Source organism: Williamsia sp. M5A3_1d, from assembly GCF_053345315.1.
Map to the genome: position 1 here is coordinate 1,005,606 of NZ_JBKEZX010000001.1, position 17,070 is coordinate 1,022,675.

Genomic DNA, 17,070 nt, shown 5'->3' on the forward strand with positions numbered 1-17,070 from the left:
CGCGGGTGTCAGCCCAGCGCGGCGTCGACCGCCGCGCCGAATCGTGCCAGCCCGGAGTCGATCTCGTCGGCGGTGACGACCAGCGCGGGGATCAGGCGCACGACGTTGCCGAGCGGTCCACATGTCAGGGTCAGCAGATCCTGATCGATACACGCCTGCTGCACCTTCGCCGCGGCGGCGGCGTTCGCGGTGGGCACCGAATCCGAGGCGTCGGGGTCGATGAACTCGATGCCGGCCATGAGCCCCTGGCCGCGGACGTCGCCGATGGCGGGTACGCGTGCGGCGAGCGTCTGCAACCCGGCGAGGAGTTGATCACCGCGTTCGCGGGCGTTGTCGACGAGGTTCTCCTCGGCGATCACGGCCAGCGTCGCGACCCCGGCGGCCGCGGCGACGGCGTTGCCGCCGTAGGTGCCGCCCTGCGATCCGGGCCACGCCTTGGCCATCAGTTCGGTGGGTGCGGCGATCGCCGAGATCGGGAAGCCCGAGGCGATCCCCTTTGCGGTGATGAGGATGTCGGGGACGAGTCCGTCGGTGAACTCGTGACCCCAGAACTTCCCGGTGCGTCCGACGCCGGACTGCACCTCGTCGACGATCAGCACGATGCCGTGGCGGTCGGCACGCTCACGCAGCCCGGCGAGGAAGGCCGGGGGTGTGGGCAGGTAACCGCCGTCGCCGAGGACCGGTTCGATGAGCATCGCGGCGGTGTCGTTGGGGGCGACCCGGGAGGCGAAGAGATAGTCGAGCTCGCGCAGCGCGAAATCGACGGCGGTGTCGGTGTCCATCCCGTAGCGGTAGGCGTAGGGGAACGGTGCCATGTGTACGCCGCTCATCAACGGGGAGAAGCCGGCCGAGAAGCGGGTGCCCGCGGTGGTGAGGCTGGCCGCGGCGACGGTGCGTCCATGGAAGCCGCCCTGGAACACGACGATGTTCGGACGCCCGGTGGCCATGCGCGCCAGGCGGATCGATGCCTCGACCGCCTCGGAACCGGAGTTGGCGTAGAAGACGGAGTCGATGCCGTCGGGGAGCACCTCACCGAGGGCGTCGGTGAGCTCGAGCAGCGGCTTGTGCATCACGGTCGTGTACTGGGCGTGGATGATCTTGCCGCACTGTTCCTGTGCGGCGGCGACCACCCGGGGGTGGCAGTGACCGGTGCTGGTGACGCCGATCCCGGTGGTGAAGTCGAGGTAGGAACGCCCGTCGGTGCCGTGGATCCACGAACCCGTCGCGTGGTCGACCACCACCGGCGTGGCCTGCTTGAGCGCCGGACTGAGCGTGGCGCGAGCACGGTGGATCTCGGTCGTGTGGTCGCTGCTCGAGGTGTGCGCGACGGTGCCCAGGGTGGAGGTCATGGGTACACGGTGACCGGTGGATGGTCGGATTGTCAACAATTGGACCATCCGGCTCAGGGTGGTGTCGGGGCGTTGTCTACGGTGAGCGTCGTGACCGCCGATCCGAGCCCAGACACGACCCCGGCCGACCGCGGCATCCGTGTCGCCGTGCTGACCCGTGACGGGCTCGCCGACCCGCACAATCTCGACGCCATCTCCGAGCTCGCGCAGGTGCGGATGTGCACGGCCGAGAGCCTCGCCGACGCCGTCGCCGGGGCCGACGTGCTGATGCTCTGGGACTACTTCTCCGCCGCCCTGCGCGAGGCGTGGCCGCACGCCGACGCCCTGCGGTGGATCCACGTGTGCGCCGCCGGCGTCGACGCCATGCTCTTCGACGAGCTGCGCACCTCCGACGTCGTCATGACCAACGCCCGCGGGGTGTTCGACGGCCCGATCGCCGAGTTCGTCCTCGCCTCGATCCTGGCCCGCGACAAGTCGCTGCACGAATCGCGCGCCCTGCAGCGCGACCACCGATGGGTGTGGCGCGAGACGCGGCGCACCACGGGATCGAGCGCGTTGGTGATCGGCACCGGTTCCATCGGTCGCGCCGTCGCCCGCCTGCTGCGCGCCGCGGGACTCGACGTGACCGGCGCCGGACGCACCGCTCGCACGAACGACCCCGACTTCGGCACCGTCCTCGCCACCGACGACCTCGTCGAGAGCGTCGGTGCCTTCGACAACGTCGTCCTCATCGCGCCGCTCACCGAGCAGACGGCAGGTCTCGTCGACTCGCGCGTGCTGGCCGCGATGAAGCCCTCGGCGCATCTGATCAACGTCGGACGCGGGCAGCTGGTCGTCGAGGGTGATCTGATCGACGCGTTGACAGAGGGCACCATCGCGGCGGCCTCGCTCGACGTCGTCGAGACCGAACCGCTGCCCGCCGACAGCCCGCTGTGGGACCTCGAACAGGTGGCGATCTCGGCCCATATGAGCGGCGACGTCGTCGGCTGGCGTGATGAACTAGCTGACCAGTTTCTCGAACACCTGCGGCGATATTCGGCGGGGCAGGCTCCGGACCACCCCGTCGACAAGGAACGCGGATATGTGCGCTGACCGCCGGGCACGCCGACGCGCCGCGATCGAGGCGTATTCACAGACGTATCTCAGGGTCGGCTCCTAGCCTCGGGGCGTATCGCAAGCGAGCATCGGCGAAGGAGGTCAGCGCGTCATGAAGCGGCAACGACGACTGACCTGGCGGCCGAAGAGCGCCTGGAAGACCGACAGCGGCACCCGCACCACCCTTCTGTGTGTGGCCGGTCTCATGGTCGCCGGTATCGGCCTGGCGTACTGCATACATCTGGGCGCCGATCGCGGCGAGGACGCCGAGGCCGAATCGACCTCGGCCGCTGCGATGAAGTTCATCTCCCCACCCAGCTCCACCCCGGCCGTCCCCGACACGGTGGGGCCCGAGCCGGTGGAGCCCCCTGCCTCGGGCAACGCGGTCGGCGGTGTCGCCCCGACGGCCATCAGTCGATCGAAGATGCTGCTCGGGACGGTCGACAGCCTGTCGGCGGCGGAGATGGGCATCCACATGAGCGACGGTCGGCGACACCGCATCGCGCTCACCGAATCCACCCACTACGAGACCGCGGACGCCGACGCACCGTCGCCGTTGAAGCTCGGTGACCTGGTCGTGGTGCACGTCCTCATCGACGGCGAGCGCATGGTCGCCGATCTCGTGGTCGACGGACGCGTGACCGCGTCGCGTCCGGGAAACTGACCTCTTCGGTCACCAGTGACTAGGCTGTAGCGCGATGACCGCCGTCTACTTCGTGATCGCCGCTGCAGCCCTCGCCGGCGCGGCCCTCCTCCTCGTGCTCGACCGTCGTCGTGCCGCGGTGGTCCGTCGTGAACGCGCGGTGTGGGGTGACGGCCACGGGTTCCGTTTCGTCGCCACCGAGCGCGCCGCACCCGACGAGGTGCGCGACCTGCGGTCGGAGTTGCACCGCGCCGCGATGGACATCGCCGACCACGTCGAGATCGTCGACATCACCCACGGCCGCTACTTCGGTGACGAGGCCGTCGTGTTCGATCTCGTCGACATCGGCACCATCGTCGCCGTGCGTCGGTCGATCGCGTCGTCGGTCGTGATCGATGTGCGGCAGGAGAAGGTGCTCGCCCCGGCCGAGGACGACGTCGAGCTGCTCGGCGCCATGGGCCGACGCGTCATGTTCTCCACACACCTCGACATCGCCCGCCGCGTCTGCGACCGCCGCATGATCGCGCTCGCGACCAACGCGCCCGACTACATCGAGATCATCTGGAACGAGGGCAACTGGTCGGTCGCGTCGATGCCGCTGACCAACGACCCCGATCGGCTCGACACCGCACTGGAGACCGTGCGTCGGTTCACCGATCTGCTCCGCGTGCTGCCGCCCTCGACCGACCCGGCGCCGAGTCCCGATCCGCGCGATCCCTCGAGCCCCACCGGCCGCGCCCGTCGGGGGCTGGTCGAGCCGAAGACCGAAGCCATTGCGCGCGAACAGCTCGCACCCACCGCGGGCGCCGTGGGAGCACGCGCCGCTGCTCCCCGTGACGGGACCCGCCCCGACGGTCCCCGTGGTGATCGCACGCGGGCCGAGAACGCGCGCGCCGAAGCGCCTGCGGCACGGCCGGTCTCACCGGTCGACGTCGCCGGCGGCCCACCGCGCACCCTGCCGCCCCGTCCCCAGCCGCGAGCGGCCGAGTCTGCCCAGCCGCGGGCGGCTCAGTCTTCCCAGCCGCGGCCGTCCTCGCCGCCGTCGGATGCACCGCGCCGCGGTGTGCAGCCGATGCCCGTGCGTCGTCGCGTCGATCCCGATCGTGACGTGCCGCGCTCGGACCTCCCCCGCGAGGGCTACTCTCGCGACGACCGATCGGAGTGACCGCAGTGAGCAAGCAGCGACTGGCCGAACTGGTCGCCGAACTCGCCGTGGTCCACGGTCGGGTGACGCTGTCCTCGGGCAAAGAGGCCGACTACTACGTCGATCTGCGGCGAGCGACGTTGCACCACGAGGCATCTCGGCTCATCGGTGCCCTGATGCGTGAACTCACGGCCGACTGGGATTTCGCGTCCGTCGGCGGTCTCACCCTCGGCGCAGACCCCGTCGCGACCGCGATCATGCACGCCCCCGGACGCGACATCGACTCCTTCGTGGTCCGCAAGGCCGCGAAAGCCCATGGCATGCAACGTCAGATCGAGGGCCCCGACATCGTCGGCAAGCGGGTCCTCATCGTCGAGGACACCACCACCACCGGCAACTCGCCGTTGACCGCGGTCGCCGCGGCCCGCGATCTCGGCGCCGAGGTGGTCGGTGTCGCCACGGTGGTCGATCGCGACACCGGTGCCGCCGCGGTGATCGAGGCCGAGGGTGTCGAATACCGGTCGCTGCTGGGCCTCGGTGACATCGGACTCGCCTGACCGCCCGTCTCTGCCCGAGTTGGAGCCCGGACCGACCGAGTGGGCGACGGCGGCCGACGAGGCGGTCGGTCTCGGACCGTGGTCGGTCGAACGCGACGGGCCACTCCCGACCGACGCCCACTTCGATCCCGAACTGCTCGCCGAGGGTGACCGGCGCAACGTGGTCGACCGGTATCGCTATTGGCGGCGGGAGGCGATCGTCGCCGACCTCGACACCCGGCGGCACCCGTTCCACGTCGCCATCGAGAACTTCGCCCACGACGCCAACATCGGCACCGTGGTGCGCACCGCGAACGCCTTCGGGGCGGCCGCGGTACACATCGTGGGTCGGCGGCGCTGGAATCGGCGGGGTGCGATGGTCACCGATCGCTATCAACACATCTCGCATCACGCCGATGTCGCGTCGCTGATCGCGTGGGCGCACGAGGCGGGGCTGTCGGTGGTCGCCGTCGACAACACCCCCGGCTCGACGCCGCTGGAGACCACCGATCTACCGCGCGACTGTGTGCTGTTGTTCGGTCAGGAAGGACCGGGGGTCAGCCCCGAGGCGCACGCCGGTGCCGACCTGACGGTGTCGATCGCGCAATTCGGTTCGACCCGCAGCATCAACGCCGGTGTCGCGGCCGGGATCGCCATGCACGGCTGGATCCGCGCGCACGCCGATCTCGATCAGGCCTGGTAGCCGGTCGCAGCGTCGGACATCGTCCGCGCACAGCGTCGGTTCGGGCATATGACCCGAGGCGGGGCTGTACTCGGACGATCTCCGTCTGCGAGCGAGCTCAGGGGGCGTCGGCCTCGACGGGCGGCGGGGGACCGCTGGCCTTGCGGCGCTTGTAGTACTCCCAGACGATCGGCACGATCGACACCAGCACGATGAGGATGAAGATCGGCTCGATGAGCTTCTGGATGATCTCGAACTGGCCCAGCCAGTAGCCCAGCAGCGTGATGCCGCAGCCCCACACGATGGCGCCGAGCACGTTGTAGGCGGTGAACAGGGCGGCGTTCATGCGGGCGGCGCCGGCGACGATCGGGGCCAGCGTGCGGACGATCGGCACGAAACGCGCCAGGAAGATGGTGACGGGGCCGCGCTTCTCGAAGAATGCGTGCGCCTCGTCGATGTAGCGCTTCTTGAGGAAGCGGTTGCCCTCGGCGAACATCGCGGTGCCGGCGTAGCGACCGATCCAGTAGCCGATCTGCCCGCCGATGATCGCAGCGATCGGGATGAACACCAGCAGCTGCCACAGCGACGCGAACTTGGCGACCTCGGCCGACTCACCCGCGGCGACCAGCCCGGCGACGAAGAGCAGCGAGTCGCCCGGCAGCACCGGGAACAGCACGCCCGATTCGACGAGGATCACCACCAGCAACCCCACCAGGGCCCAGGTCCCGAAGTACCCGAGAAGGGTGATCGGGTCGAGGAAGCCCGGCAGCAGGGCGGTGTTCACGGTCGTGGTGCTCGCGGCATCGGCGAGCGCGCTGGAATTCACGGCCCTGACGATAGCGGGTCGGGCCTGAGTAATCGCTGTGCGTGCGGTGCCGGTCTGCACCGGACCCACACCGCACCGCAGGTGACTTGCCATACTGTCTGCGGACGCGAGACCTACGCGAGCACCACGAAGACCTACCGGTTGGAGGACGACCCGATGCCCATCGCCACCCCCGAGCAGTACGCGAAGATGCTGGACAGCGCCAAGAAGGGCGGCTACGCATTCCCCGCGATCAACTGCACCTCCTCGGAGTCGATCAACGCGGCCCTCAAGGGCTTCGCCGACGCCGGCAGCGACGGCATCATCCAGTTCTCGACCGGCGGCGCGGAGTTCGGTTCGGGTCTCGGTGTGAAGGACATGGTCACCGGCGCGGTGGCGCTCGCGGAGTTCGCGCACGTGGTGGCCGAGAAGTACGACGTGACCGTCGCTCTCCACACCGACCACTGCCCCAAGGACAAGCTCGACACCTACGTCCGCCCGCTGATCGCCATCAGCCAGGAGCGCGTGGACGCCGGTCAGAACCCGCTGTTCCAGTCGCACATGTGGGACGGCAGCGCCGTGCCGCTCGAGGAGAACCTCGAGATCGCCAAGGACCTGCTGGCCAAGTCGGCCGCGGCGAAGATCATCCTCGAGATCGAGATCGGCGTGGTCGGCGGCGAGGAGGACGGTGTCGAGAACGAGATCAACGACAAGCTGTTCACCACCGCCGAGGACTTCGAGAAGACCGTCGACGCTCTCGGCGCCGGTGACGCGGGTAGCCGCTACCTGCTGGCCGCCACCTTCGGCAACGTCCACGGCGTCTACAAGCCGGGCAACGTGAAGCTCAAGCCCGAGGTCCTCAAGACCGGCCAGGAGGTGGCCGTCAAGAAGCTGGGCTCCGGCGCCGGTGACAAGCCGTTCGACTTCGTGTTCCACGGTGGCTCGGGTTCGCTGAAGAGCGAGATCGAGGAGGCGCTGAGCTACGGCGTCATCAAGATGAACGTCGACACCGACACCCAGTACGCGTTCACCCGTCCGCTGGCCGGGCACATGTTCGCGAACTACGACGGTGTGCTCAAGGTCGACGGCGACGTGGGCAACAAGAAGGTCTACGACCCGCGCAGCTACCTGAAGAAGGCCGAGACCGGTATGGCCGAGCGCGTCGTCGAGGCCTGCAACGACCTCAAGTCGGCCGGGAAGTCCATCAGCGCCTGATCTCCCGCACGACGCGACGCGGCCCCCGATCGATCCGATCGGGGGCCGCGGTCGTCCGGTGTCGTGGTGACGGTCGGTCAGGGATCAGCCTGTGGTGCAGACCTTCCAGTCGCCGTTCTCGTTGCGCAGACGCACCGACACCGGTGTGCTGGTCTGCGGTGTACGCGCACTCGACGCGATGAGCTCGACGATTGCGGTGTTCGGGTCGACGATCTTCGACGCCTGCACCTTGCGGACCACGACGAGCTCGTTGTTCGCCTTCTGCGTCTCGAACTGCTGGCGGAACGCGTCGTCGGCGACGCTGTCGTAGAACTGCTTTCGCTCGCCGCAGGTCACCGATCGCAGCGTGGCGAGGTCACCGTCGCCCAGCGCCGTGGCGTATTTCATCGCCGATGACGCGGCACGATCGGCCTGCGGCTCACTCGGCTCGCCCCGCGTCGCGAACACCGCGATGACCACCGCGGCTACGGCGACCACGATCACCACGATCGACGACACCCACAGCAGCGTGCGTCGTGAGCGACCGGTCTTCTCGGGTTTCGGTGTCGTCGTCGGCGGGATGTACTGCGGCGCAGCGGTATCCGAGCGCCAGGACCCGTCGTCGGACCGCGGGGGTTCGGGTTGCGCCTCGGGTTCGGGTGCGGGTGTCTCGTCGGATTCGACGACCGGTTCAACGACCGGCGCCGCCTCGACCTCGGGCGCCGCCTCGACCTCGGGCGCCGCTCCGGCCTCGGGATCTGGCTCCGGCTCGGGTTCTACCTCGGCGTCGATTTCCGGCTCGGGTTCGACCGCGGCCGCGGCCTCGGGTTCCGCCTCCGGTTCGCGCTCGGGCTCGGGTGCGGCGGTCGACGCCTCCTCGCAGTCGGGTTGCGGGTCGGGGTCGGGTTCCGGGTCGGCGTCGGGCTCGGGATCCGCGGTCGGCTCCGCGTCGTCGGTCGGCTCGGCCTCGGACTTGGCGTCGTCGGCCTCCGCGTCGTCGGCCTCCGCGTCGTCCGTCACCCCGCCGTCCGTCATCCCGTCGTTCGTCACCGAGTCGTCGGATCCGGTCTCGTCGGCCTCGGCGTCGGAATCGGATCCGGTGCCCGCGGAGCCGGCGGCGGGGACGTCGTCGTCGGACTCATCGTCGTCGGAATCTCCCGCGGTGGCGTCCTCGTGATCGGCACGAGGGGCGCGGTCGACGTCGGAGTCGACGGACTCGTCACCCGTGGCGTCCTCGACCTCGGCACGCGGGGTCGGCGGGACACCCTGCTCGGACTTCGGGGTGGGGACGGTCGGGGTGGGTGCGGGAGGCTCGGACAGGGTGCGGCGCAGTCGTCGCAGAGCGGAGAGAGCCTTGCCGACTCCTGTGGAACCCGTGTCGTCGGGATGCGACATCCGTGCTGCCTCGCCTTCGTTCATCACGCTCGTGCGTCGGATCGTTCCTCGTGGCGCGCCGCGCGCCGGGGGGTGACGACCGCGTCGCTCACCCTATCGAAGGGCCGGGCGTTCGTCCGGTGCCGGAGTACCCCGACCAGCCGCGTCGTGTGCACAATGGGGCGGTGACGTCCTTCGGAGATCTCCTCGGCCCCCAGCCCACCCTGCTCACCGGTGACGACGACGCCGAATCGGACCTGCTCGCGGGTACCGACCCGAAGTCGGTCGCCGCCGCGCATCCCACGGCGTCCATCGCATGGGCGTATCTCGCCGAGGCGGCCATCGAATCGGGCGAGACGATCACCGCCTACGCCTACGCGCGCACCGGCTACCACCGCGGACTCGATCAGCTCCGCCGGCACGGCTGGAAGGGTTTCGGCGCCGTGCCGTGGAGTCACGAGCCCAACCGCGGGTTCCTGCGGTGCGTGGCCGTCCTCGCGCGCGCCGCGCAGACCATCGGCGAACAAGACGAGTACCTGCGCTGCCTCGACCTGCTCAACGACAGTGACCCGGCGGCGGCAGCCGAACTCGGCCTCGCCTGATCCCGGTCGCGCCGATCTGGGCGCCTCCGGTGCGGTGAGTCGAGATGCGGTCGCGGCGTCGCTGCGTACCCGTCACAACCGGCTGCCGCCCGCGATCCGCACACGCACGCGGCGGGTCTGGTACTCGCTGCTGCCGATCGCCCAGTGCTCGATCGCCGCGGGTGTCGCCTGGTTCATCGCATTCGACCTCGTCGGCCACGAGCGACCCTTCTTCGCCCCGATCGCGGCGGTGCTGTCGCTCGGGTTGTCGCTGGGTCAACGCTGGCGGCGGGCGGTGGAGATGGTCGGCGGTGTCACCGTCGGCATCGGAGTCGGCGACCTCATCATCAGCGTCATCGGTACCGGCGCCTGGCAGATCACCGTGGTGGTGGCGCTGGCGATGACCGTCGCGGTCTCCCTCGACCGTGGTCCGCTGGTGCCGATCCAGGCGGCCAGCTCCGCGGTCCTCGTCGCGACCCTGTTGCCGCCGGGTGGGCCGGCCGGGGTGAACCGCATGATCGATGCGCTCATCGGTGGCGTGGTCGGTCTGGTCATCGTCGCGCTGATACCCACGCACCCCGTGCTGAGGGCTCGTCGCGACGCGGCGGCGGTGCTGGCGACGATGGGTCTGGTGGTCGACGGCGTCGTCGACGGGTTGCGTGCGTCCGACGCCACACTGATCTCCGAGGCGCTGACCCGGGCCCGTGGAACGCAGGGCGCGATCGACACCATGCGATCGGACATGAGTGGTGGCCGCGAGATCAGCCGCATCTCGCCGCTGTACTGGAATTCACGAGATCGCTTGTCGCGGTTGGAGGCGACGGCCGATCCCATCGACAACGCCGTGCGCAACATCCGTGTGATGGCGCGGCGCGCGCTGTCGGGGATCCAACACGGTGAGACGATGCACGACGACGTGATCGACGTGGTCGGCGAACTGGTGGGGGCGCTCGACGTCGTGCGGCAGATGCTGCTGGCCGACCCCGGCGACAAGCCCGACGGCGCCGACGCCGCGCGGGTGCTGCGCACGATTGCCCGGAGGGCGAAGCCCGAACTCGTCGCCGACAGCGGCCTGTCGGAGACCGTGATCCTGGGCCAGCTCCGGTCGGTCGTGGTCGATCTGTTGATGGTCGCCGGACTCAAGCGTGAATCGGCGATCGCCACGTTGCGCTGACTGCGCCGTGATCGCTAAGCGGTCACGTCGGGGTTGAACAGCACACGCACGGGTCGGATGCGGATAGCGACCTCGTTCTCGTCGGCGTTGCGATTGCCGAACTCCTGCGCCCGCTCGGCTCCCATGTAGCGAGCGCCGCACGCGGTGGTGACGGCGCGGACGTGGTCTGGTCGGGTGTCGAACTCGGCGTGTCCCTGGATCTGCACGAAGCTGTAGGGCGCACACGGCGCGTCGACCGAGACGGTCACCCGCGGATCGCGGGCGAGTGCCCGACCCTTCGCGGTTGTCCGTCCGGTGGCGAAGACGACAGTGTCATCGACGACGACGAACCAGACCGGGGTGACGAGCGGTCGGCCGTCGGCACCGAGATAACCCAGATGTGCTGTGCGCGTGCCAGTGCGGAGGTAGTCGAGGACCGGGTCCGGGAGCTCCACGTACGACGTCATCGGATCTGCTCTCCTCTCGACCGCGGTCGTCTGCGGCCGGACGGTGAAACCTGTTGTGATGCTTGTGGTATGGCATACGACAGGTCGTCGGGGCGGCGAAAACTGCGATCCTAGCACCGGCTGTCGACGTCGAGAATCGACCGTGCTGTGTGCCGGTGACCCGGGTGTGTCGTCCCGTCGACGATGAGGGGAACGACACCTGACACCACGATGACGACGTCCCGGGCGACCTGCGATGCAGTTTTTGTCACCGCTCGACGAAGAATTCATCCCGCTTATGTTCACGGGGAACGAAACTGTATGTTTCGCCGAAGTAACAGCGCTAGCTTCGGCGGGTCCCCCGAACAACAGTCCAACTGGCTCAGGAGATCCCGTGTCGAACGTTCTCGTACTGGAAGCTTTCGGTGTCAACGGTCCGCCGATCATCGACGCCGTCAGGCGAGCCGGCCACCGCGTCATCGTCGCCTCGCATCGCTCCCTGATCGACTCCTTCGCCCCCGCGGTGATCGCTGCGGTCGACGAGTTCTGGGAAGTCGACTACCGCGCGGCCGACATCGCCGAATCGTTGATCGAGCGGGCGTCGGACGTCGACGTCGCCGGGGTGGTGACGGGGTGGGAGTTCTTCACCCCACTCGCCGCCGTCGTCGCCGACGGCCTGGGTCTGCCCGCGAACGACCCGTCGCGGGTTCTCGCGGCGCGCAACAAGAAGGCCATGGCCGCGGCGTTCTCCGACGCCGGGGTCCGGCACGCGCGCACCACCGTCGTCGGTCCCGACGATGCGATCGACATCGCCGCGGCCGGTCTCGACTTCCCCGTCGTGGTCAAGCCCGCCGACAACGCGGGTTCGTGCGGTGTGTCGGTGGTCGAGACGTTCGACGATCTGCCCGACGCGATCCGTCGGGCCCGATCGTGGCCGACGGAGTTCCCCCACGACATCCCCCTCGACACCGATGTACTGGTGCAGTCCTACGTCGGCGGATCCGAATACAGCGTGGAGAGTGTCGCGTTCGACGGGGAGTTCCATCACGTCGCGGTCACCGAGAAGCTGACCACGACCGGATCGAGCCGGGCCGAACTGGGCCACCTCGTGCCGGCGCGGATCGATCCCGGCATCCGGGAGAAGATCGTCGCCGAGGTGACCTCCGCACTGCGGGCGGTGGGGTTCCGCTACGGCGTGGCTCACACCGAGGTCAAGGTCGACGCGGGCGAGGCCTGGATCATCGAGACGGGCGTGCGGCCGGGCGGCGACCTCATCCCCGTACTCGTGCACCTCGCCGGCGAGGTCGATCTGCTCGACGCCTACGTCGCCACCGCGACCGGTCAGCGCCCGACCATCACCCGGCAGCCGCAGGCCTCGACAGCATCGCTCGTGCGTTTCATCGTGCCGCCGCACAAGGGGGTGGTGGCGAAGCTCGACAACCTTCCGAGCGGAAGCGAGGTCGTGGCAGCAGTTTTCGCCAAGAAGCCGGGTGACCCGATCGACGCGGTGAGCGACAACGTCTCGCGCCTGGGGCATTTCGTGCTGCGTGGCGACGACCCCGACGCGCTGGCCCAGCGTGCCGAGCACCTCCTCGACGAGATCACCGTGGAGCTGCGATGACCCGGCTCGCCTACATCCGGTCGATCGAGACCCAGCAGGCACGACCGTTCCTGCGCCTCGCGAGCGAGCGTCTCGCCCGGACTGGGGTGACGCCGACCCTGCTCTACACCGACGGCGACGTCGAGCCCGAGGATTTCGCCGGGGAGGCCCTGCGCCTCGACCCCGACATCCGGTCCGGGCGTCTCGCCGACTCGTTGGCAGACCTGGGGGTCGATGTGGCGGTCTCGATCTCGATCCCCGACAACAGCAGCCTGCGCGATGCGGCGGTGCGCGAGATCAGCACCGCACGCGGCACGATCGACGTCGTCGCCCACCCCGTCGACCTCGCTGCCACGTTCGCCAACAAGCACGAGACCAAGGCGCTGTTGGCCGGGTACGGGATCGCCACCCCGGCGTCGGTCTACGTCGACGGCGACCTGCTCAACGGGCGCTCACCCGCCTACGACGATTACGCGACGGCGATCGCTCGTCGCGTGGCCGAGTCGGGCTATCCGGTGATCGTGAAGCCGATCTGGGACTGCCTCGCCAACGGGATGTCGGTGCTCTCCGATCCGGCGCAACTCGCCGAGGCCCTGTCGTCGACGTCCATCCCGGGCAACGTCCTGCTCGAACAGTGCCTCGATGGCCGTCTGTGCTCGATGGAGGTCATCGCGGCCCACGGATCGGTGTACTGCCAGCCGCTGGTCTGGAAGGGGTCGACCACTGCCGGGCCGGAATTCGCCTTCGAGCAGCTGCGGATAGCGGGCGTGGTCCCATCCGGACTGGAGTCACAGATCGCCGAGCTCGAGTCGCGAATCGCGGCGTTGTGCCTCGCCGAGTTCGTGCACGGTGTGCTCGAATTCGAGTTCATCGAGGTCGACGGTGTCTTCTTCTGCATCGAGGTCAATCCGCGGGTGTCGGGTTCGACCGGCATGTCGATCGCGGCCTCGGGGGTGAACACCTACTGGGAACTCGCGCGGATCGGACTCGACGGCCGCTGGGATGCGCCCGAGGCTCGGCCTGACACGCATGTGGCGTGGCAGATCCCGCTGGCACCCGCGGAGATGCATCCGCTGGCCCTGCCCGGCTACGTCGAGGTACTCCGGGACAACGCGTTCTCGGTCGACGGCCTCGAATACGCGAACACGTTGCTGCGTGTCGACCACGAGCGCGTCGAAGACTTCGCCCGCTGGTGTCGAGGTGCAACGAGGCCGCACTCCCGGTCCGCAGACGACGTGCTGGAGAAGATCGCCGCGCTGTGGGACTCGATGGCACCGATCCCTGCGCCCGTCTGACATGAACCCGATCGGCCGTGGGGTCGATCATCCGACGAGAGAACGGAAATTCCACATGAAGGTCTATTTCGCAGGATCCATCCGTGCGGGTCGTGACGACGTGCCCGTCTACGAGCAGTTGATCAGCCGCATCAAGGGGTACGGCGAGGTGTTGACCGAGCACGTCGGCGACTACCGGCTCTCGGTGAAGGGGCAGCACGTGCTCAGCGACACCTTCATCCACGATCGGGATGTCGAGTGGTTGCTGTCCTCGCAGGTGGTGATCGCCGAGACCACCGTCCCCAGCCTCGGCGTGGGGTACGAGATCGCGCTCGCCACCGCCCATGGGATCCCGGTCATCGCGTTGCACCGCGGCGAGCAGGGAGATCTGTCGGCCATGATCGCCGGCAGCGGGGGAGTCACGACCCACTTCTACACCGACATCAGCGAAGCCCTCACCATCATCGACGACTACTTCTCGCAGGAGTTGGCCCATGTATAGGAATCTCACCGACGCGTTCGTCGACGTGGTCGCGCGCATCCACACCGAGGGGACGAACGTGGTCGCCCGCGGTCAGCATCAGAAGGAGTTGCTGTCGCAGCTCCTGACGATCAGCCATCCGCACGAACGGGTGATGATCATCCCGGTGCGCAACAACAACGTGTTCGCCCAGGTGGCCGAGACCCTCTGGGTTCTGCACGGCCGCAACGACATCGCCTACCTGTCACGCTACCTTCCCCGGGCGGCGGAGTTCTCCGACGACGGCCTCACCTGGCGCGCCGGATACGGTCCGCGGCTGCGCAACTGGAACGGCGAGGTCGACCAGGTCACCGCGGTCGCCGACCGGATCGGCCAGGACCTGAACACCAAACGCGCCGTCATGAGCATCTTCGATCCCGCCGTTGACTACACCGACACCAAGGACGTCCCCTGCAACAACTGGTTGCACTTCATCCGACGCGGCATCGACCTCCACCTCAACGTGTCGGTGCGGGCCAACGACGCCTTCTGGGGATTCTCCGGGATCAACTACTTCGAGTGGAGCGTCCTGCATGAGCTGATGGCGAACGTCACCGGCTCGAGTGTCGGCAACCTGTCGTGGTTCGCCGGATCGCTGCACATCTACGAGCGGCACTACTCGAAGGCGTGGCAGATCGCCGAGGCCGTTCGCGGGACGAGCGTCTACGACTTCGGGGTCGAGCACCTCCCGGTCACCTCCGACACGGTCGCGGCCTTCGACGCCGATCTCGCCACGGTGTTCGCGGTCGAGGATGCGGCCCGCGCCGGCGACCACCGACGGGCCATCGCCGACCTCGGGTCGGTGAGCGACGCCTTCCTGCACGACGCGGGACTGATGCTGGTTGCCTACAACATGTTCCTCGACGACGTGAGCCGCGGCCGCATCGTCGAGGTGATCAACGAGATGCGGCCGTCGGATCTGCGCACCGCGAGTGCGGAGTACCTGCTGCGGCGGTGGAAGCAGAACGATCCGGGCTACCTCGGCCTGGACCTGTCCGATGCCGAGGCGTCCTTCCTGCGAACGCATTTCGCCGCGGTGTCGAGGCTGGTGGCGGATGAGCCCCGGTTGCGCCCGACCCTGATCGAGGCGACATGATCGACACCGCCGACAAGGTCGTCGTCCTGCTGGCCGACGCGCTGCGGATCGTGGAGGACGAGTCCGACACCCCCGAGATGTCGGCGCTGGTGCATCTCATCAAATGCTCCCGATCCGCGGCGGAGATGATCGCCGGCGGGACAGAGCCATCCGAGATCCGCACCGAGGTCAGCATGGAGGCCCGATCGGCTCTGACGTGCGCCATGATGTTGGTGCGGGGGGCCGCCTAGTGCGGGGCGGCGACCTGGCGATGGTTGCCCGGATCCGATGACCGCCACCGCAACCCGGCGTGACGTCCTGGGTCTGCCGCCGCTGTCGGGCCGTCGACTCTTCGTGGGTTCGACGGTCGTCGACAGTCTGGCGGCGGGGTTGGTGTTCGCCTTCCTGATCGTCTACTTCCAGCGGGTGACCGACCTGTCGTTGGTCGACATCGGGGCGGCCCTGACCGTGGGTCGGTTGATCGCGATGCCCACACCGCCGCTCGTCGGCGTCCTCATCGATCGCATCGGTCCGCGCCGCGTGGTCATGGCGGGCAACGTGGTGTCGTTCGCGGGGCTGGTGGTGTGCGCGTTCGCCGCTCACGCCCCCGAGATCGTCCTGGGTCAGTTCCTGTCGCAGCTGGGCATCACCGCCTACTGGACCGCGAGTCGCGGACTGGTCGAGATCGCCGCAGCGGGGGAAGCCCGCCGTCGCTGGTACGCGCTCCTCGGTGCGTTACGCAACGTCGGCACGGGATTCGGATCGGCGATCACGGCGCTGTTCGTCAGTTTCGGATCGCCGACCACTCTGCGAGTGGTGGTCGCGACGAGCGGTGCGGCGTTCCTTCTCGCGGCGATCCTCCTGAGCCGGTGGAAGCCCCCGACGTCGCCAGAAGGCGACGATGCCGCGGTCATGGAGAAGGATGGGCCGACACCCTCGCGGGACGGGTTCCGTGCGGTGGTCACCGATGTCGACTACGTGCTCCTGCTCGGCATCAACCTGACCTTCGTGCTCGCGGCCATGGTTCTGCCCCTCGTCGTCACCGTCTACGTGACCGACACCATCGGCGCGCCGGCCTGGTACGCCGGACTGCTCGTGGTGATCAACACCGTGATGGTGGCCCTGCTCAACAATCCGATCGCCGGCTACGCCGAACGATTCGCGCCCGGCCGGGTCATCGCTGTCGCATCAGGGGTGAATGTGCTGGGGTACGCAGTGTTCGCCGCCGCGGGAGCGCTACCCGGGGGCGGATACGTCGCAGGAGCAGTACTCGCGCTGGTGGCGATCGTGGTCTACAGCCTGGCCGAAGTGCTCTCGACGCCGCCCATCAGCGACTTGAGCGTGTCCCTGGCCCGTCCGGAGATCGCAGGCCGCTACCAGGGTGTCTTCCAGCTCTCCTGGAACCTCGGCATGGCCGTTGCCCCGGTGCTGTTCACGGCGTTGCTGTCGGCCGGGTCGACCACGCTCTGGCTCGTCCTGGGTGTCGTATCGGCTGCGGCCGTGGGTGGTGCCGGCCTGCTGGCGCGCAGAACGGAGCCGAGACCGGCAAGCGCTCCGTCCTGACCCACTTGTCATATATGCGTTGTCACGCATATATTG

18 protein-coding genes are annotated in these 17,070 nt (G+C 68.6%); 14 read left to right on the forward strand and 4 right to left on the reverse strand.

Features of this window, described 5'->3' with window-relative positions; genetic code table 11:
* Positions 1–8: 8 nt before the first annotated feature.
* A complete protein-coding gene (locus ACLBW1_RS04645) occupies positions 9–1,349 on the reverse strand; it encodes an aspartate aminotransferase family protein (protein WP_447810360.1) in 1,341 nt (446 codons plus the stop codon).
* Between the two features lie 90 nt (positions 1,350–1,439).
* On the opposite strand from ACLBW1_RS04645, the gene ACLBW1_RS04650 reads away from it, so the two are divergent.
* From ACLBW1_RS04650 to ACLBW1_RS04670, 5 genes are all read left to right on the forward strand, one after another.
* Complete coding sequence (locus tag ACLBW1_RS04650) at positions 1,440–2,441, forward strand: D-2-hydroxyacid dehydrogenase (protein WP_447810361.1); 1,002 nt, start codon at positions 1,440–1,442, stop codon at positions 2,439–2,441.
* 115 nt (positions 2,442–2,556) lie between these two features.
* Positions 2,557–3,108, forward strand: a complete 552-nt coding sequence (locus ACLBW1_RS04655; protein WP_447810362.1) for a hypothetical protein — start codon at positions 2,557–2,559, stop codon at positions 3,106–3,108.
* 34 nt (positions 3,109–3,142) lie between these two features.
* The gene (locus tag ACLBW1_RS04660) at positions 3,143–4,252 is read left to right on the forward strand and encodes a hypothetical protein (RefSeq protein ID WP_447810363.1); all 1,110 of its coding nucleotides are present in this window, start codon (positions 3,143–3,145) and stop codon (positions 4,250–4,252) included.
* Entirely contained in the window at positions 4,249–4,788 is a 540-nt protein-coding gene (gene pyrE, locus ACLBW1_RS04665; RefSeq protein ID WP_447810364.1) for an orotate phosphoribosyltransferase, read from the forward strand. Before ACLBW1_RS04660 ends, pyrE begins: the two co-directional genes overlap by 4 nt.
* Positions 4,769–5,470 (forward strand): TrmH family RNA methyltransferase, encoded by a 702-nt coding sequence (locus ACLBW1_RS04670; RefSeq protein ID WP_447810365.1) that lies wholly within the window; start codon positions 4,769–4,771, stop codon positions 5,468–5,470. Before pyrE ends, ACLBW1_RS04670 begins: the two co-directional genes overlap by 20 nt.
* Before the next feature lie 97 nt (positions 5,471–5,567).
* Here ACLBW1_RS04670 and ACLBW1_RS04675 read toward each other — a convergent pair whose 3' ends face one another.
* A complete protein-coding gene (locus ACLBW1_RS04675; RefSeq protein WP_447810367.1) occupies positions 5,568–6,275 on the reverse strand; it encodes a DedA family protein in 708 nt (235 codons plus the stop codon).
* Between the two features lie 156 nt (positions 6,276–6,431).
* Between ACLBW1_RS04675 and fbaA the strand changes: the two genes are divergently transcribed.
* A complete protein-coding gene (fbaA, locus tag ACLBW1_RS04680; protein WP_447811141.1) occupies positions 6,432–7,469 on the forward strand; it encodes a class II fructose-bisphosphate aldolase in 1,038 nt (345 codons plus the stop codon).
* 84 nt (positions 7,470–7,553) lie between these two features.
* Here the strand turns inward: fbaA and ACLBW1_RS04685 are convergent, their stop codons facing one another.
* A complete protein-coding gene (locus ACLBW1_RS04685; protein WP_447810368.1) occupies positions 7,554–8,867 on the reverse strand; it encodes an Rv0361 family membrane protein in 1,314 nt (437 codons plus the stop codon).
* 140 nt (positions 8,868–9,007) lie between these two features.
* Here ACLBW1_RS04685 and ACLBW1_RS04690 point away from each other — a divergent pair, with 140 nt between their 5' ends.
* On the forward strand, positions 9,008–9,424 hold the full coding sequence (locus ACLBW1_RS04690; protein ID WP_447810369.1) for a DUF3151 domain-containing protein: 417 nt from the start codon (positions 9,008–9,010) through the stop codon (positions 9,422–9,424).
* A 34-nt stretch (positions 9,425–9,458) separates the two neighbouring features.
* Positions 9,459–10,577, forward strand: a complete 1,119-nt coding sequence (locus ACLBW1_RS04695) for an FUSC family protein (RefSeq protein ID WP_447811142.1) — start codon at positions 9,459–9,461, stop codon at positions 10,575–10,577.
* 14 nt (positions 10,578–10,591) lie between these two features.
* Here ACLBW1_RS04695 and ACLBW1_RS04700 read toward each other — a convergent pair whose 3' ends face one another.
* Complete coding sequence (locus tag ACLBW1_RS04700; RefSeq protein WP_447810371.1) at positions 10,592–11,023, reverse strand: PPOX class F420-dependent oxidoreductase; 432 nt, start codon at positions 11,021–11,023, stop codon at positions 10,592–10,594.
* Between the two features lie 373 nt (positions 11,024–11,396).
* On the opposite strand from ACLBW1_RS04700, the gene ACLBW1_RS04705 reads away from it, so the two are divergent.
* The 6 genes from ACLBW1_RS04705 to ACLBW1_RS04730 are packed head-to-tail and all read left to right on the forward strand — an operon-like array spanning position 11,397 to position 17,034.
* Positions 11,397–12,623: an ATP-grasp domain-containing protein gene (locus ACLBW1_RS04705; RefSeq protein WP_447810372.1), complete on the forward strand. Its 1,227-nt coding sequence runs from the start codon at positions 11,397–11,399 to the stop codon at positions 12,621–12,623.
* Positions 12,620–13,897: an ATP-grasp domain-containing protein gene (locus ACLBW1_RS04710; protein WP_447810373.1), complete on the forward strand. Its 1,278-nt coding sequence runs from the start codon at positions 12,620–12,622 to the stop codon at positions 13,895–13,897. The genes ACLBW1_RS04705 and ACLBW1_RS04710 overlap by 4 nt, the downstream gene beginning before the upstream one ends.
* A gap of 55 nt (positions 13,898–13,952) precedes the next feature.
* Complete coding sequence (locus ACLBW1_RS04715; protein WP_055793935.1) at positions 13,953–14,378, forward strand: nucleoside 2-deoxyribosyltransferase; 426 nt, start codon at positions 13,953–13,955, stop codon at positions 14,376–14,378.
* The gene (locus ACLBW1_RS04720) at positions 14,371–15,492 is read left to right on the forward strand and encodes a thymidylate synthase (RefSeq protein WP_447810374.1); all 1,122 of its coding nucleotides are present in this window, start codon (positions 14,371–14,373) and stop codon (positions 15,490–15,492) included. The genes ACLBW1_RS04715 and ACLBW1_RS04720 overlap by 8 nt, the downstream gene beginning before the upstream one ends.
* Positions 15,489–15,722, forward strand: coding sequence for a hypothetical protein (locus ACLBW1_RS04725; protein WP_447810375.1), 234 nt, complete (start codon positions 15,489–15,491; stop codon positions 15,720–15,722). Before ACLBW1_RS04720 ends, ACLBW1_RS04725 begins: the two co-directional genes overlap by 4 nt.
* 37 nt (positions 15,723–15,759) lie before the next feature.
* Complete coding sequence (locus ACLBW1_RS04730; protein WP_447810376.1) at positions 15,760–17,034, forward strand: MFS transporter; 1,275 nt, start codon at positions 15,760–15,762, stop codon at positions 17,032–17,034.
* Positions 17,035–17,070: the final 36 nt, after the last annotated feature.